This window comes from Microbacterium sp. MYb62, from assembly GCF_002979475.1.
Lineage (GTDB): Bacteria > Actinomycetota > Actinomycetes > Actinomycetales > Microbacteriaceae > Microbacterium.
Window position 1 is genome coordinate 19,520 of the sequence record NZ_PCOY01000020.1, and the last position, 24,657, is coordinate 44,176.

A 24,657-nucleotide genomic window follows, 5' to 3' on the forward strand; every position below is an offset into this window, starting at 1 on the left:
CGTCGACGCGCCTCCCAAGCGACGCCTCCGCTCACGGCCGACATGTCCCCGCTCCTGGCTTCCGGCGTCACCTTCGAGGAAACGGCGGACGAAGCGGCATGGATCGCGATGCGGCACGGCGTGCCTTCATCGAGGGTCTCGACAACGGTCGTCGAACTGCTCACCGCGATGGACGGAGAAACCGCGCTTCGCGATCTGCACAGGCGGTTCGCGGCATCCGAATCCTCGGAGAGCTTCCTTCGACTCGTGCAGCGCTTCCGCGCCAGCGGACTCCTCGACGGCGACACGAAGCTCCCGCCGGGCCGGCTGACCTATCGGCCACCGTTCACCCTGCAGGTCGCGACGCTTCGTGCGCCGGGCATCTTCCGCCGACTGGACCGTCTGATCGTCCCGTTCTCACGTCGGGCGTCCCTGGTCTCGGGCGCTGTTCTGCTGTGCGCGGGGCTTCTGGCCGCCACGGTTCAGGCGAGGGATCTGCGCGACGTCCTCACCGTGCCCGTGCCCCTCGTGAGCCTCATCGGTCTCGTGGCAGCCCTCTCGCTCATCACGGTGCTCCACGAGAGCGCACACGGACTCACGCTCACGAGGTTCGGGGGCAGGCCTCGCCGCGCGGGCATCATGCTCTTCTACCTCACCCCCGCGTTCTTCGTCGACGTGACGGACGGTTGGCGTCTCCCGGACCGTCGGCAACGCGCGGCGGTCGCCTTGGCGGGACCCGCGGTGCACGCCGTCGTCGCTGCCCTCGCGCTCATCGTTGCGCTCGTCCTTCCGCTCCCGGAGATCCAGCACGCCCTGCTGCTCCTCGCCGTCTCCTGCGTCGCCATCGTGCTGATCAATCTGATTCCGTTCGTGCGGTTCGACGGGTACATCGCGCTGATGAGCGCGCTCGACGAGCCGAATCTCCGAGTGCGAACGATTCACGACGGCGGGACTTTTCTCACCCGATTCCTGTTCGGGGGACGGCGGATGAGCCGCAGCCTGGATGCTTGGTGGAGCGTGCCGTTCGGTCTGGCAAGCCTCATCGCTCCGGTGGTCTTGGTGTCGTTCGCCGTCGCCCGGGCGAATCGAGTGCTCGCCGGCGGCGGCCCGGTCCTCGGCCTCCTCGTGGTCGCGCTGGAATCCGTCGTCGTCCTCGTCGGCGTGGTGCTCCTCGCGAGGGCCCTGCACCGGGTGCTCCGATCGGGTGTCTCGCGGCTCCGATTCGTCGCCGTCAGCGCCGCAGTCGTCGCGAGCATCGCCGTGGCAGGAGCCGTCATCCCCGTACCGGTGACGGCGACGCTCGGCTTCGTCACGCGGGGTGACCGGGTTCTCCTCGTGCACGGGGGAGAGGGTGCCGAGGCCGACGTGCCAGGGGGAGCCCCCGTGGTCCTGCTGAGCAGCGGCATCCTCGCGAACGAGGAGGTCGGCGGAGGAACGGCCTGGCCTCAGCGACCGGAGCCGACGACGGTGCCTCTCGACGCGCTCTTCCCCGTGACGGCGGAGGGCGTGACCGTCCCCGCGGTGGCCGTCGCCGAGGTGGACGTCTCCCCGGAGAGCGGGAGTGTGCCGTCGACGGGGCAGGCGCGCATCGAGATCGGCGAGAGAAACCTGTGGCAGATGCTCTGGGCGACCGGAGTGACGCTGCCGTTGTCGACCCTTCAGAGCGAAGGGGAGGAAAGGGATGAGGATGAACGACCACGCCATTGAAGTCCGAGCACTCACGAAGAAGTACGGTCGTCGGACCGCGGTCGAGGAGCTGTCGTTCGTCGTGCCGCGTGGGTCGGTCGTCGGCCTCCTGGGCCCGAACGGCGCGGGGAAGTCGACGACGCTGCGAGCGCTCGTCGGCCTGCTCAAGCCGACGAGCGGCGAGTGCGTGATCGATGGCGAGCCGTTCTCCGCCTGGGATGACCCCGCATCGCATGTCGGCGTCCACATGGATGGATTCGGCTTCGAGGTGGGTATCTCGGCGAGGCGGCACCTGGAGATCTCTCGACTCGCGGCCGGCGCTCCCCGTGGGCGCGTCGACGAGGTGCTCGAGGAGGTGGGGCTCACGGCGGATGCCCGTCGCCGTGTGAAGACGTTCTCGACGGGGATGGCCCAGCGGCTCGGGTTGGCCGCAGCCCTCATCGGGTCACCGCGAACACTCATCCTGGACGAGCCGGCGAACGGGCTCGACCCCGATGGCATCCGCTGGCTTCGGACTTTCCTCCGCGGCTATGCCGAACGTGGTGGCACCGTGCTCGTCGCCAGCCATCAGCTCGCGGAGCTGGAACAGTTCGTGGACGAGGTCGTCGTGATCAAACGGCGTGTGCTCTTCGCCGGCCCGTTGAGCGACCTCGTCACGGGGGAAGCCGACTCGCTCGAGAGCAAGTACTTCGATCTCGTGGGAGGGGCGTCCGCATGAGGAACGCGATCCGCAGCGAGATGCTGCGTTCGGTGAGCGGGCTCTCGGTGCTGCCGGTATACCTCGTCGCCGTCCTCATGCCCGCCTTCGTGCTCTTCTCCGATGGCTCGCGCCTCGATCTCACCGGCGCCGACTCCGCCGCGGCCACCACCCGTCTTCTGGAGCCGCTCGCCTGGTCCGTCATCTCCGCGGCCTTCGTCGGCGCGTACGCCGTGACGCGCGAGTACTACTACGACTCGATGGAGAGGACGCTCACCGGAGTCGGCTTCCGTCGCGCGTTCTGGGGCAAGCTCGTCGCGGGAACAGCCATCTCCGTCGCGCTCACCGTCTGCGTCTCCGTGGTGTGGACGGCGGGCGTCTCCGTCTTCCTTCTCCAGGACGGCCTGGCGCTCGCTCTCACCGAGAGCGCGTGGAGCACCTATGCGGGCGCGCTCGCCGGCGCGGTTCTCGGCGCCCTCATCGGGGGAGCCATCGGCTGGATCACCCGAAACTACTACGCGACCGCGATCCTCGTTCTCGTCTTCCCGATGGTCGTGGAGTTCGGGTTGCTGCGCACAGCGCCGGAGGTGGCGAAGTTCTCGCCCGGATTGGCCATCGCGGCCCTGGGGGTTCCCGGATATCAGGATCGGCTGTTGGAGTTCCTACCTGCCGTCGGCGTCGGGTTGGCGTGGACCGTCGGGGTGGTTGCGATCGCGTGGGTCGGTGGGCATCGGAGGACCGGGTGATCCGTCGGGCCCTTCGCGCGCAGGCGCTGAGCTTCGTGGGCGACGTCGTCCTCCTCGGAGTGGCGGCGGCCGCGTTCGTGATGGCGCTCACTCTGGCGACGAGCATCCCGCCGCAGATCGCGGATGCGCCTGCCGGCATGCGAGACGAGCTGACCGCGCCGTTCGGTGCCGTGATCGCGACGTACGGCGCGGTCCTCGCGGCTGTCTACGGATCATTCCGCTATACGATCGACCGCCGGGATGGTGTCATCGCCCAGCGTCTGACGATGCAGCCTCGGCGGGCGGTCTTCCTCGCCAGGATCCCCGCGTCGGCCGTCGGCGGTGCGCTCGTCGCGCTCGCGGGAGTCGTCGGCGGGCACACGGCGCTGATGGTCACCCTGGGCGGTGTTCCGATGGAGTGGTCGGTGGTCGGATCCACGCTGGCGCTCGGCGCGGTTGCGGGCCTGTGGGGAATGGGGATCGGCGTCGTCGTCCAGGCTCATCTCGTGGCCCTGTTCGTCGCTTCGCTGTCCTTGGGAGCGGCGATGCTCGTGGCGCTGTTCTGGAAGGGCGGGGCCGTCTACCTCCCGCTCCTTGCGATGCTCGCGGCTCTCCGGTTCGACCTGACCGCCGTGGGGATCATGCCGAAAGACAGTCTGGACAGCACTCTGGCTGTGCTGGTGGCCGCCGGCTGGACGCTCGCCGCTCTTCTCACGGGAGGGGCCGTGTTCATGAATCGTGACGTGAAGTAGTGGCCTCGCGCCGCATCAGCGGGTGTTCAGGCGGGCGGGCGTGGACGACGTAGGATCCCTAGGTGGCAACACCCAAGATCGTCCTCTTCTATGCGTTCACGCCTCTCGCCGACCCCGAGGCCATCCGCGTCTGGCAACGCGACCTCGGCGAGGCGTTCGGTCTTCGTGGACGTCTGCTCATCTCGAAGGACGGCGTGAACGGCACGCTCGGCGGCGACATCGGGGTGCTGAAGAAGTGGCTGCGGTCCTTCCGCTCGTATGCCCCGTTCGCCGACGCCGACATCAAGTGGAGCGAGGGCACCGGGCTGGATGCCGACGGCCGGAGCGTCGACTTCCCGAAGCTGAGCGTCAAGGTGCGGGACGAGATCGTGTCGTTCGGCGCGCCGGGCGAGCTGCGCGTCGACGAGCACGGCGTCGTCGGTGGGGGCACGCGTCTGACCCCCGAAGCGCTGCACGGCCTGATCGACGAACGCGGCGACGAGGTGGTGTTCTTCGACGGCCGGAATGCCCTGGAGGCGCAGATCGGACGGTTCCGCGGCGCGGTCGTGCCCGACGCCGAGACGACCAGGGACTTCGTGCGGCTCCTCGACTCGGGTGCCTACGACGACCTCAAGGGCAAGCCCGTCGTCACCTACTGCACCGGGGGGATCCGCTGCGAGGTGCTATCGAGCCTGATGACGGCTCGCGGCTTCGGCGAGGTGTACCAGCTCGAGGGCGGCATCGTCCGCTACGGCGAGAAGTACGGCGACGACGGCCTGTGGGACGGCTCGCTGTACGTGTTCGACGGCCGTGGCTCCGTCGACTTCTCCGACCACGCCAGGGTCATCGGGGAATGCGTCGGATGCGGTGCGCCCACCAAGCGCACCGCGAACTGTCCTGATCTCTCCTGCCGATCGCAGTTCGTGGTGTGCGACGCCTGCGACGCCGTGCCCTGCACGGTGCACGCGACCTGAGACCGGACGGGGCCGCGCGGCCCCGGCGGGCCGCTCAGACCGTCACTCCGGGCTCGGCGGCCCGGGGCGCATACAGCGAACGCGGGAGCAGGGCCGCTCGCATCCTGGTCGGCCGATCGACGCTGTCGCGCAGCTGCGTGAGGACGGTGCGCAACGGCTCGGCGAGATCGGACGCGACCTCGCCCGATCGTGCATAGTTCGCCTGTTCGACGGCATCCGTCAGACGGCGCAGCGCCGCCGGATCCACGTTGTTCTCCCGCACCAGTCCCGACGCGCGCACACGGGGTGTGTCGGCATCGGTCACCGGCAACTGCAGATCGATGAGGGTGTCGCGGAGCTCGGCCCATGCGGCCGCCGGGTCCCCGCGCCGAGCTCGGCCCAGGCGGGTGCGGCGTTCGGCGAATCGGATGAGCGCGGGAAGCAGCAGCAGGAGCACGGCGCCGAGAGCAGTGAAGACGACGGGCGTGGGATCGAGGCGGCGCAGATCGTCCGCACCGGTCGGGCTGTTCGCGGCATCGCCGCGATCGACCTCGGGGCCGGACGTCTCCTCCGCCCGAGGGGCCGTCGTCGGGGCGGGCGTCGACGGGCTTCCCGGACCGCCGCTCTGCGTGACGCCGGCACGGAAGGCGGTGGGCACTCCCAGCGAGGCCGTGGGCTCGAACGGAACCCAGCCCACGCCGGGGAACAGCACCTCGGGCCACGAATGCAGCTGATCGCTGGTCACGGAGAAGACCGATTCGGTGCCACGCTTCTCGTCGGACAGCGAGCCGGGAAGGTAGCCGACGACGATGCGAACCTGCATGCCCAGGCTCTCGGCCATCAGCGCGAAGGCTCCGGCGAAGTGCACGCAGTATCCGGAGCGCGTCTCGAGGAACTGGGCCACGGCTTCGGCGCCGGTGCCGTCGAAGCCCTCTTCCACCGGGGTCTCCAACGAATACGCGAACTGCGCACGGAACCAGTTCTGCAGCGTCACGAGCCGGTCGTAGTCGGTGGTCTCGTCCGCGGTGACCTCGGCCGCGAGGTCGGCGATGATGGCGGGCAGCTCCACGGGCTCGGCATCGGGATCGACGGTCGGTTCCGCGGCATCGATGGCACGGATCTGCTCGAGCGTGGGGATGAGTCGCGTGGAGCTGACGGTGTAGTCGTTGCCGACCGCGTCGGCACTGCGGGAGAAGAGCGTGCGGTTGTCGGGAGAGACCCGCCACGATGCGCTCAGCCCCTGCACCGCCGTGGCGGGATAGGGGACCGGAAGCCATGAGCTCGACATCCGCAGGATGCGGATCGACGTGTTCTGCTCCTCCGTCGCGATGCCCTCGCCCCATTCCGGGGCGCCGAATCCGTCTTCCTGGGACTGCAGCTCACCGTCATCGGGCTGCCAGACACGGCCGTCGAAACGGCTGAGGGTGGTCAGACGCAGGTAGGGGGCGGTCTCCCCCTTCGCCGCGACCGTCAGAACCTCGACGGGGTTGGGCTGTCGCAGATCGTCGCCGAGTCGGAGTGACGCGTCGACCGTGACGCCGACTCCGGTGCCGGCGAGGTTGGTGGCGACGGGCAGGGCGGGGGCGATCGCCACCGTCGTGACCAGCGCCGCAGCTCCGACGGCGACGGCCAGCGAGGTCGAGGACCGGCGCGGAGACTCCGGATGCTGGAGTGCCGTGTACCGGAAGAGAACGAGGGCGAAGACTCCGAAGAGCACGAACCAGACGACGTTGGTATCACCCAGGGTGACGATCATCGGGACGGCTCCGACGACTCCGGTCACCACGATCGCGAGCACTGCCGATCGGTGCGCCACGAGGTGATCGAGGACGATCGCGACGACGGCGAAGCCGGCACCCATCGCGGCAGTCAGCCCGGGGGAGGCGTCGAGCGGCGCGGAGCCGAACACGATCGCCTCGACGGCGGCAGCGCCGAGCGCGCCGAACAGGGTCAGCGACGACGACGTCGGGATGATCCCGAAGAGAGCGGTGTCGCCGGCCACCAACAGCGTGAGGACGGCGATCGCCACGACGAGCTGCACGAGGAGGGCGGTGGCGTCCCGGAACCACCCGGCTCGCCGGCGAAGCAGATGACGCACGATCATCCCGGTGCCCACGACGGCGACGACGAGGGTGAGGACGGTGAGGGACCAGGCACCCGGAGCGAGGACCGACGTGAACGGCCACATCGCGACGAGGGCGGCCGTCGCGGCCAGTGCGCCCGGCGCGAGCACGCCGGTCCTCTCCTCGCGGTCGCGGTGCCAGCGCGGGGGTTTCCGTGCGGGGACGGCCGACGTCGCCGGCGCGTGCTCAGCGCGGAACATCGCCGACCCCGATCCGCGCCGAGACGGCATCCTCCCAGGCCTCGGCGATATCGGGGCCGAGCGCCACCACCGTCCATCCGTGCGGGATGGACGCCTCAGCGGCACCGGGGAGCAGGTCGGTGCCGAACAGCATCGGGGCCGCCGCCCCTGCCGGACGCAGCAGCGCGGCATCCTCTTCATCCAGGCGCCCGGTGATGTACACCAGCGGACCGGGAGGCGTCCCGCCGATGAGCGCTGTCAGATCCCGGCTCTCCCCTCGGGGCGTGACCATCGCGAGTGCCACCAGCAGGCCGTCGCGGTCGTCCTCATGGCCACGAAGGGCACCGAGCAGGGTGCCGGCGCTGTCGAGGACATCGACGCTGTACCCCTCCGAAGCGAGATGGACGGCCGAGGAGGCGCAGAGCGACACGGCGGCTTCGAACGCGGGATCGGCCTCGGCTCCGGGGGCATCCCAGCGGCGGCTGCTGCGGTCGAGCACGACCACCGCGTCGGGACTCGATTCCTCCTCTTCCTGCCGCACCATGAGCTGGCCGCGGTGGGCGGTCGCCCGCCAGTGGATACGGCGCATCGAGTCACCGGGGATGTACCCCCGCGGCGAGAGGTTGTCGCTGCCCTGCCCGAGGCGGGTCGACGAGGTGTGCGCCGTCCCGCCCGCCGCTCCGACCCGCACCGCCAGCGGGGCGAGAGCGAACACCTCGGGGACGACGGTGACGCTCCGGGTGTCTCCGAACGCCTGCTCGCGCTGCGCGAGGCCGAACGGGTCGACGGTGCGCAGCATCAACGGTCCCAGCGGCCACACGCCGCGTCGGACACCGGTGATCAGATAGCTGAGCTGGCCCGTCTCCGGCGGATACTCGCCGCCCGAGTCTCCGGACACCGCATCGGGCAGCACGTCGTGCCACAGTCCCCGCGGCACGCGCAGGGCCCGCAGGGAGAATCGCACGGTCACGCGTGACGTCTCCGACACCGTGAGCAGATCGGTGGAGATCTGCCGCGTCACCGTCCCCGAGCGGCGCGGAAGCCGCACGGCGAGGAGCGAGAAGAGAGTGAGCGCGGCCAGCAGGACCGCCATGTAGAGCAGGACGCGGGCACCGAGGACGTTCGCGGCGATCATGCAGCCGAGTGCGGCGATGAGCGCACCGGTACCGCGGCGGGTGAGGGATCGGCGTCGACGCATCAGCGACCAGCTCAGGTTCGGGTCGCGACGGGCACACGCACCCGTTCGACGATCTGGGTGAGCGCGGCCTCGACCGGTTGCGCTCCAGCGCGGTGGGCTCCCCGGGCGGGCAGCAGCCGGTGCGCGAGGACGGGGATGAGCAGGGCGGTGATGTCATCGGGGATCACATAGTCGCGTCCGTCGAGCGCGGCCCACACCTTCGCCGCCCTGACCAGCTGCAGTGTGGCACGGGGGCTCGCGCCGAGATGGAGGTTCGGGTCGGAGCGGGTCGCCTGCGCGAGGGCGACGGCGTACTCCTCCAGGGCCGGTGCCACGTGCACCGAACGCGCCCACGCGATGAGCTGGGCGATGGATGCCGCGTCGGCGACGGGGGACACCGCGGCGAGCGGGCTCACGATGTCGCGTTGACGGAGCATGAGCGCTTCGGCGGCGGCGTCCGGGTACCCCATCGAGATGCGCATCATGAAACGGTCGCGTTGTGCTTCGGGAAGGGCGTACGTCCCCTCCATCTCCAAGGGGTTCTGGGTCGCGACGACCAGGAACGGCTCCGGCAGCAGGTGGGTGGCGCCGTCGACCGTGACCTGCCCCTCCTCCATGGCCTCGAGCAGCGCGGACTGGGTCTTGGGGGAGGAGCGGTTGATCTCGTCGGCGATCACGATGTGCGCGAAGACCGCTCCGCGCTTGAACTCGAACTCCCGGTCGACGGGGTTGTACACCGAGACCCCCGTGACGTCGCCGGGGAGCAGATCCGGAGTGAACTGGATGCGGCGCACCGTCGCATCCACGCTCGCGGCGAGGGCCCTGGCGAGCATCGTCTTGCCGACACCGGGAACATCCTCGATGAGCAGGTGGCCCTCGGCCAGCAGGCACACGAGGGCGCTGCGCACGGCGTCCGGCTTGCCGTCGATGACCTGGCCGATCGACCCGAGGATCGCGGAGGTCTGGGCGGCGAACCGTTCGGCATCGATCATCACCGGGGTCAGGGGGGAGTTCTCTGACATGCGTTCCCTCTCGAGTCGGCGCTGCGGTGCGCGTTACTTGATCGTAACCCTGCGAAGGGGGCGCCGCTCTGGCAGATTCCCCTGAGGCTGCGGGGTGCGGACGCTCAGCCCCAGACCCTCCGTCGTGGCTCCGAGTGCTCCAGCAGACTCGGCGTGCTCCGGGCGATCCGGAGCAGGGCGAGGCCCTTGGTTCCCTGGAGCTCGTGCAGCTCGCAGTGGCCGACCGCCTCCCGCCATCGCGCGGCGAATCCCTCGGCATCGGCCCGGCGGCGGGAGAGAGCCCTCGGGACCGGAAGCAGTCGACGGCCGGGGACCGCCCGATCGACGAGTGAGCGGATGCGGTCGCGCACGGGGCCCGAACCGTCGAACACCCCCTGGTCGACGCGGAGCAGGAACCGGGGGCTCTCCGCGGAGGAGAAGAGCTCTTTCACGGCGTCCGCGATCAGACGCCGCTCGGGGGCTGTGCCCGCCACCTCGATCCAGAACTCCTCGTCCCCGTGACTGCGCACCTGGATGGCGGCGGAGTCGAGCGCGCGGATGCGTCCGGCGTCGTGCAGGCCCCGGGCGACGGCGACCGCGGCGCCCTCATACAGGGACGCGGGGTCACGGAGTCTGCGCAGAGCCCGCAGCACGCTCGAGCCGTACAGGACCGCTGTCGAGAGCGTGGCACCCAGCGCGGCGACCCCGATCCCGGCACCGACCGGAAGGGACAAGGCACCGACGGCGCCCAGCGCCACCATCCCCGCGGCGATACCGGCGGCGCTGAACCCGAAGGTCATGGGCACGGCAGCGCCGAGGACGGGTCCGGTCCGCAGCATCCGCGCCTCGGGGGCGGTGCGGATCGACACCACTTCGCGCTCCTGCGACCCCCACGGCTCACCGATACGCCAGTCGATCCTGGTCTGCGCCCTGGTGCGTGCATGGAGGAGTGTCTCGTCGTTGATCCGGGCGACCGTGGCGCCGTCGACCTTGTCGAGGACGGACTCGAGCGCGGTGAGTGCGGCGGAGGGCAGCGCATGCTCGAGTCCGGAGACGACCCGGGTGTCGTCATCGGCGCTGAGACCCCAGAGATGTCCGTGTCGGCGCCGCAGGCGCTTCGTCTCGACGTCGCTGTCGAGTTCGACGCCGGAGGGGATGAGGCAGGCGACCGACCAGTTGTGGGCGACCTTGCCGGGCCACGCCGGATCGAGGCGCAGCGTGCGTCCGCGCAGCTGCTGGGTGCCCGTGCTGGTCGCGACCGCCGTGAGGTCGATGAGGGTGTTCACCGAGGGGCAGTCCCACCCCTCGCCGAGCAGGCCTCTGGTGCCCACGAGCGCACGCACGACGCCCAGCCGGATCAGCTCGGAGACGGCCGCGACCAGCCCGCTGCGACCCGCTTCGGCCACCTGGAGGTCGCGGGTGGCGCCCGGAGCCTCGACGACCGTGACGTCTGTCGCGAGCAGGGACTGGAGGCGTGCGGCGAGGGCGGGGGCATCCTCGGCGCGCACCCGCAGGTGCCGAGCGGTGAGGAGGATCGGATGCAGCTCCCGGGTGACCTCGTCGGCGGCGAGGAGTTCGAAGACACGCAGGGCGCCGGCGGGCTCGCCTGCCAGGCCGCGGTGGTTGCCGTGCTCGATGAAGTCGGTGACGATCACGGCTCGCACCTGCGCGGCGGCGTCGCCTTCCAGCTCACGGTGCAGGATGGCGATCGCCGCCCGATCCTTCGATGCCGAGTACGTCAGGGTGGTCTCGACCGGGTTGCGCCCGCGCCGCAGGCCACGGTCGGTGAGGTGGTACCCGAAGTCCGCGAGCGCTCGCCGCACGTACTCCCACTGTCCCCGAGCGGCGGGGTCCGTGAACAGGCGTGTCTGCGCGAAGCGGGTGAGGACGGTGAGCAGGTCGTCGGTCGTGCAGCGCCCGAACAGCGTCGACGGCAGCAGGGAGGCGAGCGGATGCGCGGGCGCGACGGCCGTGAGCACCACACCGGCGGAGCGGGTCAGCGCGAAGTCGACGGACAGCGCACGTTCGAGTCGCGCCCGTCGCGCGAATTCCGGGTCGGGCTCCGGGTCGGGCTCCGGGCTGCGGGGAGGCGCGTCGGCCGCCGTCTCCTCGGGCTGCAGCTGCTCCTCCAGATACCTGAGGCCATCCGGCGAGGACAGCACCCGCAGCACGAGATCCTCCAACAGCGACTCGTGTCGCCGGATGAACGCCGCTTCCGCGGGATCGGGCTCCGAGAACCAGACCTGGTCGCGGTAGGGCGCGAGATGCCCCTCCTTCACGACCGCGGGCGCGGGCACCTCGTAGTCCACGTCGCCGAGCAGCTGCGAGTAGTTCTCGAACTCGGTCTCGTCTTCCGGAGGGCAGCGTCGCCGTGAGTCCGATCACGATCGGCGACTCTCCCGTGGCCCGGATGCGAGCCGACAGATACGCCACCACCAGGGCCCAGTGATCGAGCAGGTGGTGGCATTCGTCGAGGACGATCGTGCGGACCCCGGCGTCGACGATCGCATCGATGAGCGCGATCGCGTTCGGATGCAGGACCCCGGCGAGCTCCTCCGGGCGCTGCTGCGCGAACCGGCGGCGCACACGGCGCACGCGACGTCGGATCCCGGCCCGATACCGGCCGGGATTGTCGACCTCGAGCACGGCGAGCCAGGTCGCGGCATCCGCTTCCGAGCGCCCGGTTTCGGTGAGCTCCGCGACCCATCGGCGCCGGGCCAGCTCCTCGAAGGGCGCGCCGTCGCCGGTCACGCTGAGGAGCTGATAGGTGAGCACGGTGAGGTCTCCGAGGGCGTGCGGGTCCTCCGAGACCGCTGCCCCGTCGGGAGCCAGGCCCTCGGCAGCGCGCAGCCATTGCTGCCGGATGGTGACCGTCGGCGCCAGCACCAGGGTGCGATGGCCTTCGCGTGCGGCGAGCAGCAGCCCGAGCAGCGTCTTCCCGGAGCCTGGTGGCGCGACGATGTGCATCTTCTCGTCGGCGCCGGCACCGATGCGCTCCAGCACCTCGGCCTGATACGTGCGCAGGGTGCCTCGGAACCGCCACGACGAGAGCGGAAGGGTGGGGGCATCCATGACCTGCCCAGTCTGTCAAACCGGAGGGCGGTGTCTTCGCACCCGTCGACGTCGGGCTAGAATGGTTGACGGCTCTCCGCGTGGCGGCATCCAGGCCAATTCCCCCAGGGCGGAAACGCAGCAAGGGTAACCGGGCTCTGCTGGGTGCGCGGAGAGTCATTTTCTTTGCCCTCGCGGATTCCGCCCCGACGCACAGGCCCCTCGTGGCTGCACCTGCGACAATCGTCCGGTGACCGTCTCCCCGCCGCCGCAGGCGCAGCATCCGCTCGGCCGATTCGCCTCGCCGGTGCTGCTGCTCGTCGCGATGTGGGTCGTGCAGTTCGCCGATGCCGTCCTCCCCGGCTCCTTCACCGGTTTCGGGCTGCGGTCGTGGGACGTCTCGGGACTCGGCGGCATCGTGCTCGGTCCGCTCCTGCATGCGAACTGGCAGCACCTCATCGCGAACTCGGTGCCGTTCCTCGTGCTGGGCTGCCTCGTCGCCGTCGAGGGCACCCGAAGATTCTGGACAGTCACCGCTGTCGTCGCGATCGTCGGCGGCATCGGCACCTGGATCGTGAACGCCCCGGGAACCCTCACCGTCGGCGCCTCCGGGCTCGTCTTCGGCTACTTCGGCTACGTCGTGATGCGGGTCTTCGCACCGGGACGCGTCGCCCACCGCATCCTGTACGCCGTGATCGCGGTCGTCGTCATCGCGCTCTACGGGGGCTCGATGCTGGCCGGCGTCTTCGGTGCCGCCGAGGGCATCTCCTGGCAGGGACACCTGTTCGGCGCCATCGGCGGCGGCGCCGCCGCACTCCTCGGCCGGCGTCCTCGAGCGGATCGCGGGGCTCTGGCGCCATGAGAGCCGGGCGGGCGACTTCGCGGGCGAAGCGCAAGCCGGCGACCGCGCGCCCTGCTGCGAGGCGGAAGAGCACGCGGCGACGTCGGAAGCCCGGCGCGCGACGGCAGGCAGCGATCCGGCTGCGGCGCCGGAAGATCCTGCAGCGCATCCTCCTGTCCGCCGGCGCCGTCGCGGTCGCCACCTGCCTGTTCGTGCTCATCCCGCTGGGGCTCGCCCGCGATCCGGCGCCGATCTGCATCGACGATCCCCAGACGTTCCCTCCGGCGGGGATCGAGGGATGGAGCGGCGAGCAGCTCGAGAACGCCGCGACGATCGTCCGCACCGCCGGAGCGCTCGGCTTCGCCCGTGAGGGGCAGATCCTCGGTGTGATGACGGCGATGGGGGAGAGCAGCCTCCGCAACATCGACTACGGCGACTGGGAGACGAGCGGATTCACCAACCCCGATGGGTCGCGCACGACGAGCATCGGACTGTTCCAGCAACAGGAGTGGTGGGGGAGCGTCGAGCAGCGGATGGACCCGGCGACATCGACGACGCTGTTCTTCGAGCGGCTGGCACGCCTCCCCGACTGGCCGACGATGGAACCCTCGCACGCGATCCACCGTGTGCAGATCAACACCGATCGCGACTACTACTCACGGTTCCAGGCCGATGCCACGGCAGTCGTCGATGCGCTCTCCGGGCCGTGCGGATGATGCTCCGCATTTGTCCGGGACATCCTCGGTGGGTTCCCGGACGCCGCGCCTAAGCTGAAGACGTGGCGCAGAGCATCTACATCACCTCGGCCGAAGGCCATACCGGCAAGTCGACGATCGCCCTCGGGGCGCTCGACGCCCTGATGCGCGTGTCGCCGCGGGTGGGGGTGTTCCGTCCGATCGCCCGGTCGGTCACGGAGCGCGACGAGATCCTCGAGCTGATGCTCGCGCACGACGGCGTGCACCTCGACTACGAGGACTGCATCGGCGTCACCTACGACGACGTGCGCGCCGACCCCGAGGCCGCGCTGTCGACGATCGTCGCGCGGTTCAAGGCGGTCGAGGCGCAGTGCGACTCGGTCGTCATCATCGGCAGCGACTACACCGATGTCGCGAGCCCCGCTGAGCTCGGATACAACGCCAGGATCGCCGCCAACCTCGCCGCCCCTGTGCTGCTCGTGCTGAGCGGCCGCGACCAGCAGCGGCAGGTCGAGCAGCTGGGCACCACGACGGCGCGCCCCGCCGCCGCGATCGCGCAGATCGCGGCACTCGCCCTCTCCGAGCTGGCGCAGGAGCGGGCAGAGCTGTTCGCGGTCGCCGTGAACAGGGCCGACCCGGAGGCGCTCGACGCCATCATCGAGGCCGTGCACGGTGCACTCCCCGCGGAGACCACCCCGGTGTGGGCGATCCCGGAGGACCGCGCACTGGTCGCGCCGTCGATCCGCGGCATCCTCGCCGCCGTCGACGGCACACTCCTCAAGGGCGACGACGATCGCCTGACGAGGGAGGCGCTGACGATCGTCGTCGCCGGCATGTCGATGGTGAACGTGCTGCCGCGACTCACCGAGGAGGCGGTCGTGGTGATCCCCGCCGACCGCACCGAGGTGCTGCTGGCCGCGCTGCTGGCCGATTCGTCCGGAACCTTCCCGCGCATCGCGGGCATCATCCTGAACGGCCCGTTCCCGCTGCCGGAGCCGATCGTGCAGCTGCTCGACGGGTTCGCCTCGTCGGTGCCGATCATCACGACCGACCTCGGCACCTACGACACGGCTGTCCGCGTGATGAGCACCCGCGGCCGCATCTCTCCGGATTCCCGGACGCGGTACGACCGTGCGCTGGGACTCTTCCAAGCCCATGTCGACATCACCGAGCTCACCGAGCAGCTCGGGCTCGCCGAGGCGCACGTCGTGACCCCGCTCATGTTCCAGTATGGACTCATCGAGCGGGCGCGCGCCGACCGCCGCCGCATCGTCCTTCCGGAGAGCGACGACGATCGCATCCTCCGTGCCGCGAGCACTCTGCTCGCCCGCGAGGTGGCCGACCTGACGATCCTCGGTGACGAGGCGTCGATCCGGGCGCGCGCGGCCGAGATCGGCGTCGACATCACCGTCGCCCAGGTGCTCAGCCCGACCGATCCCGCGCTGGTGGAGCGCTTCGCCGCCGAGTATGCGCGGCTGCGGGCACACAAGGGCATCACGCTCGCGCAGGCCGCCGACACCGTGACCGACGTGTCGTACTTCGGCACGATGATGGTGCATCTCGGTCTCGCCGACGGCATGGTCTCCGGCGCCACGCACACGACCGCGCACACCATCCGCCCGTCGTTCGAGATCATCAAGACCAAGCCGGGCGTGAACGTGGTCTCCAGCGTGTTCCTGATGGCGCTCGCCGACCGCGTGCTCGTGTACGGCGACTGCGCGGTGATCCCCGATCCGACGAGCGAGCAGCTCGCCGACATCGCGATCTCCTCGGCGGAGACCGCCCGCCAGTTCGGCATCGACCCACGCGTGGCCATGCTCTCGTACTCGACGGGCGAGTCCGGAACCGGCGCCGACGTCGACAAGGTGCGTGCGGCGACCGCCCTCGTGCGCGAGCGGGCTCCGCAGCTCCCGGTCGAGGGACCGATCCAGTACGACGCGGCGGCGGATGCCGCCGTCGCCAAGGCCAAGCTGCCGGACTCGGCCGTGGCAGGGCGGGCGACCGTCTTCGTGTTCCCCGACCTCAACACGGGCAACAACACCTACAAGGCCGTGCAGCGCTCGGCAGGCGCCGTCGCCATCGGACCCGTGCTGCAGGGACTCAACAAGCCCATCAACGACCTGTCCCGCGGCGCTCTCGTCGACGACATCGTCAACACGGTCGCGATCACGGCGATCCAGGCCCAGGGAGAGCAGGCATGAGCGCCATCCTGGTCATCAACAGCGGGTCGTCATCGCTGAAGTACAGCCTGATCGACATCGAGCAGGAGCACCTGCTGGCGAGCGGGCTGATCGAGCGCATCGGACAGGACGTCAGCCCCGTCACGCACACCGTCCGCCCCGACATCGATGCGGACGCCGTGCCGACGATGCTCGACGCGACGTACCGCGGTGAACGTCCGATCGCCGATCACGCCGCCGCCTTCGAGGTGATGCGGGAGCAGTTCGCCGCGCATGGCCCCTCGCTCGAGGAGCACCCTCCGGCCGCCGTCGGCCATCGCGTGGTCCACGGCGGCGCGCGCTTCTACGCTCCGACCCTGATCGACGCCGACGTGGAGCGGCAGATCGACGAGCTCGCGGTGCTCGCTCCCCTCCACAACCCCGCGAACCTCGCCGGCATCCTCGCCGCGCGGGGCGTGTTCGACGATGTGCCGCACGTCGCGGTCTTCGACACCGCCTTCCACCAGACGCTCCCGCCAGCCGCGTACACCTATGCGATCGACGCCGCGCTCGCCGCGGAGCACCGGGTTCGCCGCTACGGCTTCCACGGCACGAGTCACCAGTACGTGAGTGAGGCGGCCGCGGCGTTCCTCGGCCGTGATCTCGGCGGGCTCAGGCAGCTCGTGTTCCACCTGGGCAACGGAGCCTCCGTGACCGCGATCGACGGCGGCCGCTCGGTGGAGACCTCGATGGGTCTCACACCGCTCGAAGGCCTGGTGATGGGCACACGCTCCGGTGACATCGACCCCGCGGCGCTCGTGCATCTGTCGCGCCGTGCAGGGCTCTCGATCGACGACCTCGACTCCCTGCTCAACACCCGCAGCGGACTGGCCGGGCTCGCCGGTCGCAGCGACATGCGCGACATCCTCGCGGGAGTCGACGCGGGCGAGGACGCCGCGATGCTCGCGTTCGACGTGTACGTGCACCGCCTGCGCGCCTATGCCGGTGCCTATATCGCGCAGCTCGGGGGAGTGGACGTCATCTCCTTCACGGCAGGCGTCGGCGAGAATGCGGCGCCGGTGCGCGCGGCCGCGATGGCGACGCTCGGCTTCGCGGGTGTGGAGATCGATCCGGCGCGCAACGAGGCTCGCGAGCGCGGTATCCGCCGCATCTCCACGGACGTCTCGCCGGTGACGGTGCTCGTCGTGCCGACCGACGAGGAGCTGCAGATCGCCAGGCAGACCGCCGAACTGCTCTGATCCTCTCGCGGGGGTTACCCCGTGGTGCGCCACCGCATTACGCTTGCACAGTGGCACGGAGAGGTGCCGGCCCGACGATCGCCCTTCTCCTGGAGGCTCTGTGCCAGAAGCACTGCCCGACCTGTTCCACGCCGACGGCGTGCTCTTCGACCTCGACGGCGTGCTCACACCCACCGCCGAGGTGCACATGCGCGCCTGGCAGGCCGTGTTCGACGACGTGTTCGCCCGATGGGGCATCACACCGCCCTACACCGACGCCGACTACTACGACTACGTCGACGGCAAGAAGCGCTATGACGGCGTCGCCAGCCTGCTGCACAGTCGCAACGTCGAGGTGCCCTGGGGCGAGGTCGACGACGACCCGTCGGCCGAGACGATCTGCGGCATCGGCAACCGCAAGAACGCCGCGTTCGCGGCCTCGCTGCGTGGCCAGGGGATCGCGCCGTACCCCGGCTCGCTCGCTCTCGTCGAGAGCCTGCATGCCAGCGGTATCCCGCTCGGCGTGGTGTCGAGCTCCAAGAACGCCGAGGAGGTCCTGGGGGCCGCCGGCATCCGCTCCTTCTTCCGGATCGTGGTCGACGGCGTCGTGGCCGAGCGTGACGGGCTCGCGTCCAAGCCGGCCGCCGACATGTTCGCCGCCGGTGCTGCAGCGCTCGGGGTCGACCCGGCACGTGCCGTCGCCGTCGAGGACGCCACCTCCGGCGCCGCATCCGCCGCCGCAGCCGGCTTCGCGACCGTGGTCGGCGTCGACCGCGGTGCGGGCGCCGATGCCCTGCGTGCCGCCGGCGCGACCGTCGTCGTCGACGACCTCGCCGTCTTCGTTCCCGCATCCCGCACCGACATCACGGAGTCCGCATGATCGACCGCGACCGCTATCCCGTCGACCCGTGGCGTCTGATCGACACCCATTACTCGGAGGAGGGCGTCGGCGAGACGCTGTTCTCCGTCGGCAACGGCTACCTCGGTCTGCGCGGCAACCACATCGAGGGCCGGGGTGCTCAGGAGCACGGCACCTTCATCAACGGGCTGCACGAGACCTGGCCGATCCGGCACGCCGAGCAGGCCTACGGCTTCGCGGAGGTGGGGCAGACCATCGTCAACGCCCCCGACGCCAAGGTGATGCGCGTCTACGTCGACGATGAGCCGATCTCGCTCGACGACGCCGACGTACGGGAGTACCGGCGCACGCTCGATCTGCGCACCGGCGTCCTCGAGCGCCACGTGGTGTGGGAGACGCCGTCCGGCAAGCGCGTGCGCATGCGCGACGAGCGCATCGTGAGCTTCGAGGAGCGACACCTCGCCGTCCTGCGGCTCGAGGTCGTCGTGGAGAACGCCGACGCCCCGGTCACGATCAGCTGCCAACTGCTCAACCGGCAGGACGGGGCGGGCGTCTACGCCGGCACCCCGATCGGGACGAAGGCCGCGGCGTTCGATCCACGCAAGGCCGAGAAGATCGCCGATCGCGTGCTGGAGCCCGCCGAGCACTGGCAGGACGGTCTGCGCTCGGCGCTGTCGTACCGCGTCGCGGACTCGGGGATGACGGTCGCGGTCGTCGCCGACCACGTGGTCGAGACCGAGAACGAGTACAACGCCCGCACGCTCGTCGAACCCGACATCGCGAAGAACGTGTTCCGGGTGCAGGCGAAGGCCGGCGTCCCGATCACGGTCACCAAGCTCGTGAGCTATCACACGTCCCGCGGCGTGCCCCCGCGCGAGCTCGTCGACCGCTGCCGGCGCTCGCTCGACCGCGCGGCCGATGAGGGCGTCGAGACCGTGTTCCGGCGTCAGCGTGCGTGGCTCGACGCGTTCTGGGAGCGCAGCGACGTGCAGATCGGCGGACGGGACGACCTGCAGCAGGCCACGCGCTGGTGCCTGTTCCAGCTCGCCCAGGCCTCGGCGCGTGCGGACGGCGCCGGAGTCCCCGCGAAGGGCGTCTCCGGATCGGGGTACAGCGGACACTACTTCTGGGACACCGAGATCTATGTGCTCCCGTTCCTCACCTACACGACGCCGCGGTGGGCCTATAACGCGCTGCGCGCGCGGGTCGGGATGCTTCCCGCCGCACGACGACGCGCCGCACAGCTCAACGAGGCGGGGGCGCTCTTCCCGTGGCGCACGATCAACGGCGAAGAGGCCTCCGCGTACTACGCCGCCGGAACGGCGCAGTACCACATCAACGCGGACATCAGCTTCGCCCTGGGTAAGTACGTACGCGCGACCGGTGACGAGGAGTTCCTGCGTCGTGAGGGCGCGGACATCGCGATCGAGACGGCGCGGCTGTGGGCGACCCTCGGATTCTGGCGCGCCTCGCGCCTCGTCGAGGAGAGCGGTGCGGGGGATGGGATCGAGACGTTCCACATCCACGGTGTGACCGGTCCGGACGAGTACACGACGGTCGTGAACGACAACCTGTACACGAACGTGATGGCCCGCTACAACCTCCGCTACGCGGCGAAGGTCGTGCGCGAGATCCGGGAGAGCTTCCCCGACGACTACGTGAAACTGGTCGACCGCACGGGCCTCGGCCCCGGCGAGGCCGAGGCATGGGAGCGCGCCGCCGAGGCCATGTACATCCCGTACAGCGACGGTCTCGGCATCCATCCGCAGGATTCCCTGTTCCTCGAGCGCGAGGTCTGGGATCTCGCCAACACGCCCGCCGAGCAGCGCCCGCTGCTGCTGCACTTCCACCCGCTGGTGATCTACCGGTTCCAGGTTCTCAAGCAGGCCGACGTGGTGCTCGCGCTCTTCCTGCAGGGCAATCACTTCACGCCGGAGGAGAAGAAGGCCGACTTCGACTACTACGACCCGCTGACCACGGGTGACTCCACGCTGTCGGCGGTCGTGCAGTCGATCCTCGCCGCCGAGGTGGGGTATCAGGATCTGGCGCAGAAGTACTTCGAGCAATCGTTGTTCGTCGACCTGCACGACCTGCACCACAACGCGGCCGACGGTGTGCACGTCGCCTCGGCGGGCGGCGTGTGGACGGCGCTCGTGTGCGGCTTCGGAGGCATGCGCGACTATGCGGGGGATCTGAGCTTCGATCCGCGGCTCCCGGCCGCGTGGCCGTCGCTCTCGTTCCCGCTGCAGTGGCAGGGATCGACGCTGCACGTGACGGTGACGAAGGACGAGCTGCGGGTGCAGGTGCGCAGCGGCCCTCCGGTGCCGTTCAGCGTGCGGGACACGGCGTACATCGCGACCGTGGAGGACGAGGTCGTGGTGCGGCTCGCCGACCAGGGACCGCTGATCCCCGGTCGCCCGACACTGCGTCAGTTCGCCGATGCGCGCCGCGAGGACGGCACGCGCATGTCGGCATCCGTTCCCGTGATCACGACGACGATCCCGGTGATCGAGACGATCGATTGAGCACACGGCTCCGACCCGCCGAACGTCCGTGGCACGCCGTAGGCTGTTGAGGTGACCACAGCCCTCTACCGCCGCTACCGACCCGAGACGTTCGGCGAGATGATCGGGCAGTCCCAGGTGACCGACCCGCTCATGACGGCGCTTCGCGGCGACCGGGTCGGCCACGCGTATCTGTTCTCCGGGCCTCGCGGCTGCGGCAAGACCACCTCCGCGCGCATCCTGGCGCGCTGTCTGAACTGCGCGGAGGGGCCGACCGACGTGCCCTGCGGCGTCTGCCCCAGCTGTGTCGAGCTCTCGCGCGCCGGCGGTGGTTCGCTCGACGTCGTCGAGATCGACGCGGCGAGCCACAACGGCGTGGATGACGCGCGCGACCTGCGCGAGCGCGCGACGTTCGCCCCCAGCCGCGACCGGTTCAAGATCTTCATCCTCGACGAGGCGCACATGGTCACCCCGCAGGGGTTCAACGCGCTGCTCAAGCTCGTCGAAGAGCCGCCGGAGCACGTCAAGTTCATCTTCGCGACCACCGAGCCCGAGAAGGTGCTCGGCACGATCCGCTCGCGCACGCATCACTACCCGTTCCGGCTCGTGCCGCCCGCGGCGATGCTCGAGTACGTCGCCAAGCTCTGCGCCGAAGAAGGCGTGATCGTCGAGCAGGGTGTGCTTCCGCTCGTCGTCCGCGCCGGTGGCGGCTCACCCCGAGACACGCTTTCGCTGCTCGACCAGCTGATCGCCGGATCCGATGCTCCTGCCGGCTCCGAGACGGTCACGGTCGGCTACGCGCGCGCCGTCTCTCTGCTCGGCTACACCCATGCCGCGCTGCTCGACGAGATCGTCGACGCGCTCGCCGCGGGAGATGCGGCAGCCGCCTTCCCCGCGATCGACCGCGTGGTGCAGACGGGGCAGGACCCTCGGCGCTTCGTCGACGACCTGCTCGAGCGGCTGCGCGACCTCATCGTGATCGCCGCAGTCGGCGCCGGTGCCTCCGCGGTGCTGCGCGGAATCGCCGAAGACGACCTGGAGCGCATGCGCGCCCAGGCCGATGCGTTCGGCTCCGCACGCCTCTCGCGCACGGCCGACGTGGTGAGCGCGGCGCTCGACGACATGTCGGGAGCGACCTCGCCGCGCCTGCATCTCGAGCTCATGGTGGCGCGCGTCCTCGCGGGTGCGACGGATGCTGCTCCGGCAGCTCCGGCGGCTCCGGCGGTCGAGCGTACGGCGTCTTCGGCTCGTCCGGCGGCGGCGACGCCCACCCCCGCCGCTCCGGTCGTGTCGGCACCCGCGCCCGCCGGCCCGGCGCAGCCGCACCCGACGACGGCGGGTGCGGAACCGACTCCTGCACCCGAGCCGACTTCTGCGCCCGAGCCTGCGCCTGCGTCGACTTCTGCGCCCGAGCCTGCTTCTGCGCCCGAGCCTGCTCCTGGCGAGCCGGACCCGGTCGTCGCGCAGGCCACGGGCGAGAGCGCCATCGCCGCACCCGGCGCCGTGTCCCCGGAGCAGGCGACTCCACAGGGGCCGGTCACCTTCGAGCGTGTCCGCGCCGCCTGGCCGGCCGTGCTCACGCGGCTCGAGGGCATCAGCCGCACCTCCTGGCTGCTGGCCACCGCCGTGCAGCCGCTGGCCTACGTGACCGACACCGAGGTGCTGACGCTCGGATTCACCAGTCAGCACGATGTCGCGAAGTTCAAGGGAACGACCCCGGGATCCGGCCCGTCCGACCACCTGCGGTCCGCGATCGAGCACGAGCTCGGCGTGCGCGTGAAATACCTTCCCGCGCCGATGCCCGCAGGAGGCGCCCCGCGTCAGCCGGCATCCGGCCCCTCGGCACCCGCCGATGCCGCTCCCGCATCGGAGCCTGCGTCAGCGAGCCCCCCTCGTCCGCAGGTCCGTGGCGCATCCGCATCCGCGGTGACCGAGTGGGCCGTCGCGCCGATCCCCACTGCGCACGAGGCGCCGAGCACTCCGCCGACACCCTCGTCGCCGCTCCCGGTCGACGACGAGCCCGAAGAGGTCGAGGCCGCGGCATCCGCACCGGTTCCGCCGTCCGACGGCGCCATCGACCGTGATGAGCCGCCGCTCCCCGGCGACGACGAGGCTCCGGCGTATGACGACGCGCCGCCCTACGATCCGTCGTACGAACCGCCGGTGTCGCGGCAGGCTCCGCCCGCACCAGCGGCACCGCAGGCGCCACAGGTCCAGCAGGCACCACAGGCGCCACAGGTGCAGCGTGCGGCAGCAGCTCCGCCGGTCGTCATCGAGCGCACCCCCGTCGCCGGGGGAGTGCAGCGCTACGGTGAGGCCGTGATCCGCCAGGTGCTCGGCGCGACGTTCCTGCGCGAAGAGCCCTACGAGCCCCCGACGAGGTTCTCCTGATGTATGACGGCATCGTTCAGGAGCTGATCGACGAGTTCGGTCGGCTCCCCGGCATCGGCCCGAAGTCCGCCCAGCGGATCGCTTTCCACATCCTGCAGACGCCGACGTTCGACGTCGCGCGTCTCGCCGAACTGCTCAGCGAGATCCGCATCCGCGTGCGCTTCTGCGAGATCTGCGGCAACGTCGCCGAGCAGGAGCGCTGTGCCATCTGCCGTGACCCGCGGCGCAGCCAGGCACTGATCTGCGTGGTCGAGGATGCGAAGGATGTCGCGGCTATCGAGCGCACCAGGGAGTTCCGCGGGCTCTACCACGTGCTCGGCGGCGCGATCAGCCCGATCGCGGGAATAGGGCCGGATGACCTGCGCATCGCCCAGCTCATGACGCGTCTCGCCGACGGGACGGTGCAGGAGGTCATCCTCGCGACCAACCCGAACCTCGAGGGCGAGGCGACGGCCAGCTACCTGAGCCGACTGCTGACGACGATGCAGATCACGGTGTCCCGACTCGCCTCGGGGCTGCCCGTCGGCGGCGACCTGGAGTACGCCGACGAGGTCACCCTCGGTCGTGCCTTCGAGGGTCGGCGCATCCTGTGACCCCGAACGCGGGCTTCTCGCGCCGCGGCTGGCTCCTCTTCGGAGCCATGGCGCTGCTGTGGGGAGTGCCTTACCTGTTCATCAGCGTCGCGGTGGAGTCGTTCTCGCCGCCGGCGATCGTGGCCGGACGTACGCTCATCGCCGCGCTGCTGCTGCTGCCGTTCGCGATTCGCAGCGGAGCCCTCCGCGCCGCGCTGAAGCACTGGCCATGGGTGCTGGCTTTCGGAGCGGTCGAGATGGCGGGGCCGTTCCTGCTGCTCGGGCACGCCGAGATGACGCTGCCGTCCGGCATGACCGGCCTGCTCGTGGCCACCGTTCCGCTGTTCGCCGCACTGATCGCGCTGGGCGGCGGCGACCGCGGAGTGCTCCGCCCCGCCAGGGGGATCGGCCTGCTCATCGGGTTCCTCGGCGTCGCGATCGTGGTTGCCGGGCCGGGGCTCTTCGGGGGCGAGGTCAGCCTTCTCGCGGCTGGAGAGGTGCTGCTGGTCGCGGTGCTGTATGCCATCGCCCCTTTCATCGTGGCGCGCAAGCTGAACGATGTCCCCTCCCTCGGCACGATCACCCTGTCGCTGTTGATGATCGGGATCTTCTACCTCCCGATCGGCCTGCTCACACAGCACGAGGTCCCCACGTTGCCGTCGATCGCCGCGCTCCTCGCTCTCGCCGTGATCTGCACGGCGGTCGCGTTCCTGGCGTTCTTCGCGCTCATCCGCGAGGTCGGCCCCGTGCGCGCACCGTTGTTCACCTACGTGAACCCGGTGGTCGCGATCATCCTGGGGGCGATCGTCCTCGCCGAGCCGCTGACTCCCGGTCTGCTCCTCGGCTTCCCGCTGATCATCGTCGGCTGCTGGTTCGCCGCCACCGGAGGCCGCCTCCGTCCGGTCTCGCCCACCGCGCTCCCGCCCGCTCTCTGACCCCTCTTCTTCACCGAGTGCACGGCTTCCCGTCGAGTGCACGGCTTTGTCGACGCGGACATCCTGTGCGCTCGGCAGCTCCCCGTGCACTCGGCGCGAGGGGAGTGGCGCGAGGGAAGTACGCGACGGAGAGTGGGGCGCGACACATGCGCAACGGGGCA

At 70.4% G+C, this 24,657-nt stretch carries 18 protein-coding genes, 1 other RNA gene and 1 pseudogene; 15 read left to right on the forward strand and 5 right to left on the reverse strand.

Annotated elements, in window-relative coordinates; translation table 11 throughout:
* The first annotated feature begins 42 nt into the window (after positions 1–42).
* The 5 genes from mpaP to CQ042_RS16180 all read left to right on the forward strand — a co-directional run bounded on the left by mpaP (position 43) and on the right by CQ042_RS16180 (position 4,792).
* A complete protein-coding gene (gene mpaP, locus CQ042_RS16160) occupies positions 43–1,686 on the forward strand; it encodes a daptide biosynthesis intramembrane metalloprotease (protein WP_105671479.1) in 1,644 nt (547 codons plus the stop codon).
* Positions 1,667–2,383 (forward strand): ABC transporter ATP-binding protein, encoded by a 717-nt coding sequence (locus tag CQ042_RS16165; RefSeq protein WP_105671480.1) that lies wholly within the window; start codon positions 1,667–1,669, stop codon positions 2,381–2,383. Before mpaP ends, CQ042_RS16165 begins: the two co-directional genes overlap by 20 nt.
* Positions 2,380–3,108, forward strand: coding sequence for an ABC transporter permease (locus tag CQ042_RS16170; protein WP_105671481.1), 729 nt, complete (start codon positions 2,380–2,382; stop codon positions 3,106–3,108). Before CQ042_RS16165 ends, CQ042_RS16170 begins: the two co-directional genes overlap by 4 nt.
* Positions 3,105–3,839 carry a hypothetical protein gene (locus CQ042_RS16175; RefSeq protein ID WP_105671482.1) on the forward strand — a complete coding sequence of 245 codons (735 nt, stop codon included), beginning with the start codon at positions 3,105–3,107 and terminating at the stop codon, positions 3,837–3,839. Before CQ042_RS16170 ends, CQ042_RS16175 begins: the two co-directional genes overlap by 4 nt.
* A gap of 62 nt (positions 3,840–3,901) precedes the next feature.
* Positions 3,902–4,792 (forward strand): rhodanese-related sulfurtransferase, encoded by an 891-nt coding sequence (locus CQ042_RS16180; RefSeq protein ID WP_105671483.1) that lies wholly within the window; start codon positions 3,902–3,904, stop codon positions 4,790–4,792.
* Between the two features lie 34 nt (positions 4,793–4,826).
* On the opposite strand, the gene CQ042_RS16185 is transcribed toward CQ042_RS16180, so the two are convergent.
* The 5 genes and pseudogenes from CQ042_RS16185 to CQ042_RS20835 form a co-directional block, all read right to left on the reverse strand.
* A complete protein-coding gene (locus tag CQ042_RS16185) occupies positions 4,827–7,094 on the reverse strand; it encodes a DUF3488 and transglutaminase-like domain-containing protein (protein WP_105671484.1) in 2,268 nt (755 codons plus the stop codon).
* Positions 7,081–8,271 (reverse strand): DUF58 domain-containing protein, encoded by a 1,191-nt coding sequence (locus CQ042_RS16190; RefSeq protein WP_105671485.1) that lies wholly within the window; start codon positions 8,269–8,271, stop codon positions 7,081–7,083. Before CQ042_RS16190 ends, CQ042_RS16185 begins: the two co-directional genes overlap by 14 nt.
* 11 nt (positions 8,272–8,282) lie before the next feature.
* Entirely contained in the window at positions 8,283–9,272 is a 990-nt protein-coding gene (locus CQ042_RS16195) for a MoxR family ATPase (protein ID WP_105671486.1), read from the reverse strand.
* Between the two features lie 104 nt (positions 9,273–9,376).
* Entirely contained in the window at positions 9,377–11,548 is a 2,172-nt protein-coding gene (locus CQ042_RS20750; protein ID WP_258132285.1) for a hypothetical protein, read from the reverse strand.
* A 580-nt stretch (positions 11,549–12,128) separates the two neighbouring features.
* Positions 12,129–12,323: pseudogene (locus tag CQ042_RS20835) on the reverse strand (hypothetical protein); the annotation flags it as partial.
* A gap of 67 nt (positions 12,324–12,390) precedes the next feature.
* On the opposite strand from CQ042_RS20835, the gene ffs reads away from it, so the two are divergent.
* The 10 genes from ffs (at position 12,391) to CQ042_RS16250 (ending at position 24,496) form a co-directional block, all read left to right on the forward strand.
* Positions 12,391–12,487, forward strand: an RNA gene (gene ffs, locus CQ042_RS16205) — signal recognition particle sRNA small type.
* Between the two features lie 65 nt (positions 12,488–12,552).
* Positions 12,553–13,164, forward strand: coding sequence for a rhomboid family intramembrane serine protease (locus tag CQ042_RS16210; RefSeq protein WP_105671488.1), 612 nt, complete (start codon positions 12,553–12,555; stop codon positions 13,162–13,164).
* Complete coding sequence (locus CQ042_RS16215; RefSeq protein WP_105671489.1) at positions 13,161–13,859, forward strand: hypothetical protein; 699 nt, start codon at positions 13,161–13,163, stop codon at positions 13,857–13,859. Before CQ042_RS16210 ends, CQ042_RS16215 begins: the two co-directional genes overlap by 4 nt.
* Before the next feature lie 62 nt (positions 13,860–13,921).
* Positions 13,922–16,039, forward strand: coding sequence for a phosphate acetyltransferase (pta, locus tag CQ042_RS16220; protein ID WP_105671490.1), 2,118 nt, complete (start codon positions 13,922–13,924; stop codon positions 16,037–16,039).
* The gene (locus CQ042_RS16225) at positions 16,036–17,256 is read left to right on the forward strand and encodes an acetate/propionate family kinase (protein WP_105671491.1); all 1,221 of its coding nucleotides are present in this window, start codon (positions 16,036–16,038) and stop codon (positions 17,254–17,256) included. Before pta ends, CQ042_RS16225 begins: the two co-directional genes overlap by 4 nt.
* Positions 17,257–17,356: 100 nt before the next feature.
* The gene (locus tag CQ042_RS16230; protein ID WP_105671492.1) at positions 17,357–18,115 is read left to right on the forward strand and encodes an HAD-IA family hydrolase; all 759 of its coding nucleotides are present in this window, start codon (positions 17,357–17,359) and stop codon (positions 18,113–18,115) included.
* On the forward strand, positions 18,112–20,619 hold the full coding sequence (locus CQ042_RS16235; RefSeq protein WP_105671493.1) for a glycoside hydrolase family 65 protein: 2,508 nt from the start codon (positions 18,112–18,114) through the stop codon (positions 20,617–20,619). Before CQ042_RS16230 ends, CQ042_RS16235 begins: the two co-directional genes overlap by 4 nt.
* Before the next feature lie 51 nt (positions 20,620–20,670).
* Entirely contained in the window at positions 20,671–22,989 is a 2,319-nt protein-coding gene (locus CQ042_RS16240; protein WP_105671494.1) for a DNA polymerase III subunit gamma and tau, read from the forward strand.
* A complete protein-coding gene (recR, locus tag CQ042_RS16245; protein ID WP_017829084.1) occupies positions 22,989–23,582 on the forward strand; it encodes a recombination mediator RecR in 594 nt (197 codons plus the stop codon). The genes CQ042_RS16240 and recR overlap by 1 nt, the downstream gene beginning before the upstream one ends.
* Complete coding sequence (locus CQ042_RS16250) at positions 23,579–24,496, forward strand: DMT family transporter (protein ID WP_105671495.1); 918 nt, start codon at positions 23,579–23,581, stop codon at positions 24,494–24,496. Before recR ends, CQ042_RS16250 begins: the two co-directional genes overlap by 4 nt.
* Positions 24,497–24,657 lie beyond the last annotated feature (161 nt).

What these genes read in the sequence shown, in the direction of transcription:
- mpaP (WP_105671479.1), top strand. Translation starts at nt 43, where the DNA reads ATGTCCCCGCTCCTGGCTTCCGGCGTCACCTTCGAGGAAACGGCGGAC.
- CQ042_RS16165 (WP_105671480.1), top strand. Translation starts at nt 1,667, where the DNA reads ATGAACGACCACGCCATTGAAGTCCGAGCACTCACGAAGAAGTACGGT.
- CQ042_RS16170 (WP_105671481.1), top strand. Translation starts at nt 2,380, where the DNA reads ATGAGGAACGCGATCCGCAGCGAGATGCTGCGTTCGGTGAGCGGGCTC.
- CQ042_RS16185 (WP_105671484.1), bottom strand. Translation starts at nt 7,094, where the DNA reads ATGTTCCGCGCTGAGCACGCGCCGGCGACGTCGGCCGTCCCCGCACGG.
- CQ042_RS16190 (WP_105671485.1), bottom strand. Translation starts at nt 8,271, where the DNA reads ATGCGTCGACGCCGATCCCTCACCCGCCGCGGTACCGGTGCGCTCATC.
- CQ042_RS16195 (WP_105671486.1), bottom strand. Translation starts at nt 9,272, where the DNA reads ATGTCAGAGAACTCCCCCCTGACCCCGGTGATGATCGATGCCGAACGG.
- CQ042_RS16215 (WP_105671489.1), top strand. Translation starts at nt 13,161, where the DNA reads ATGAGAGCCGGGCGGGCGACTTCGCGGGCGAAGCGCAAGCCGGCGACC.
- CQ042_RS16225 (WP_105671491.1), top strand. Translation starts at nt 16,036, where the DNA reads ATGAGCGCCATCCTGGTCATCAACAGCGGGTCGTCATCGCTGAAGTAC.
- CQ042_RS16235 (WP_105671493.1), top strand. Translation starts at nt 18,112, where the DNA reads ATGATCGACCGCGACCGCTATCCCGTCGACCCGTGGCGTCTGATCGAC.
- recR (WP_017829084.1), top strand. Translation starts at nt 22,989, where the DNA reads ATGTATGACGGCATCGTTCAGGAGCTGATCGACGAGTTCGGTCGGCTC.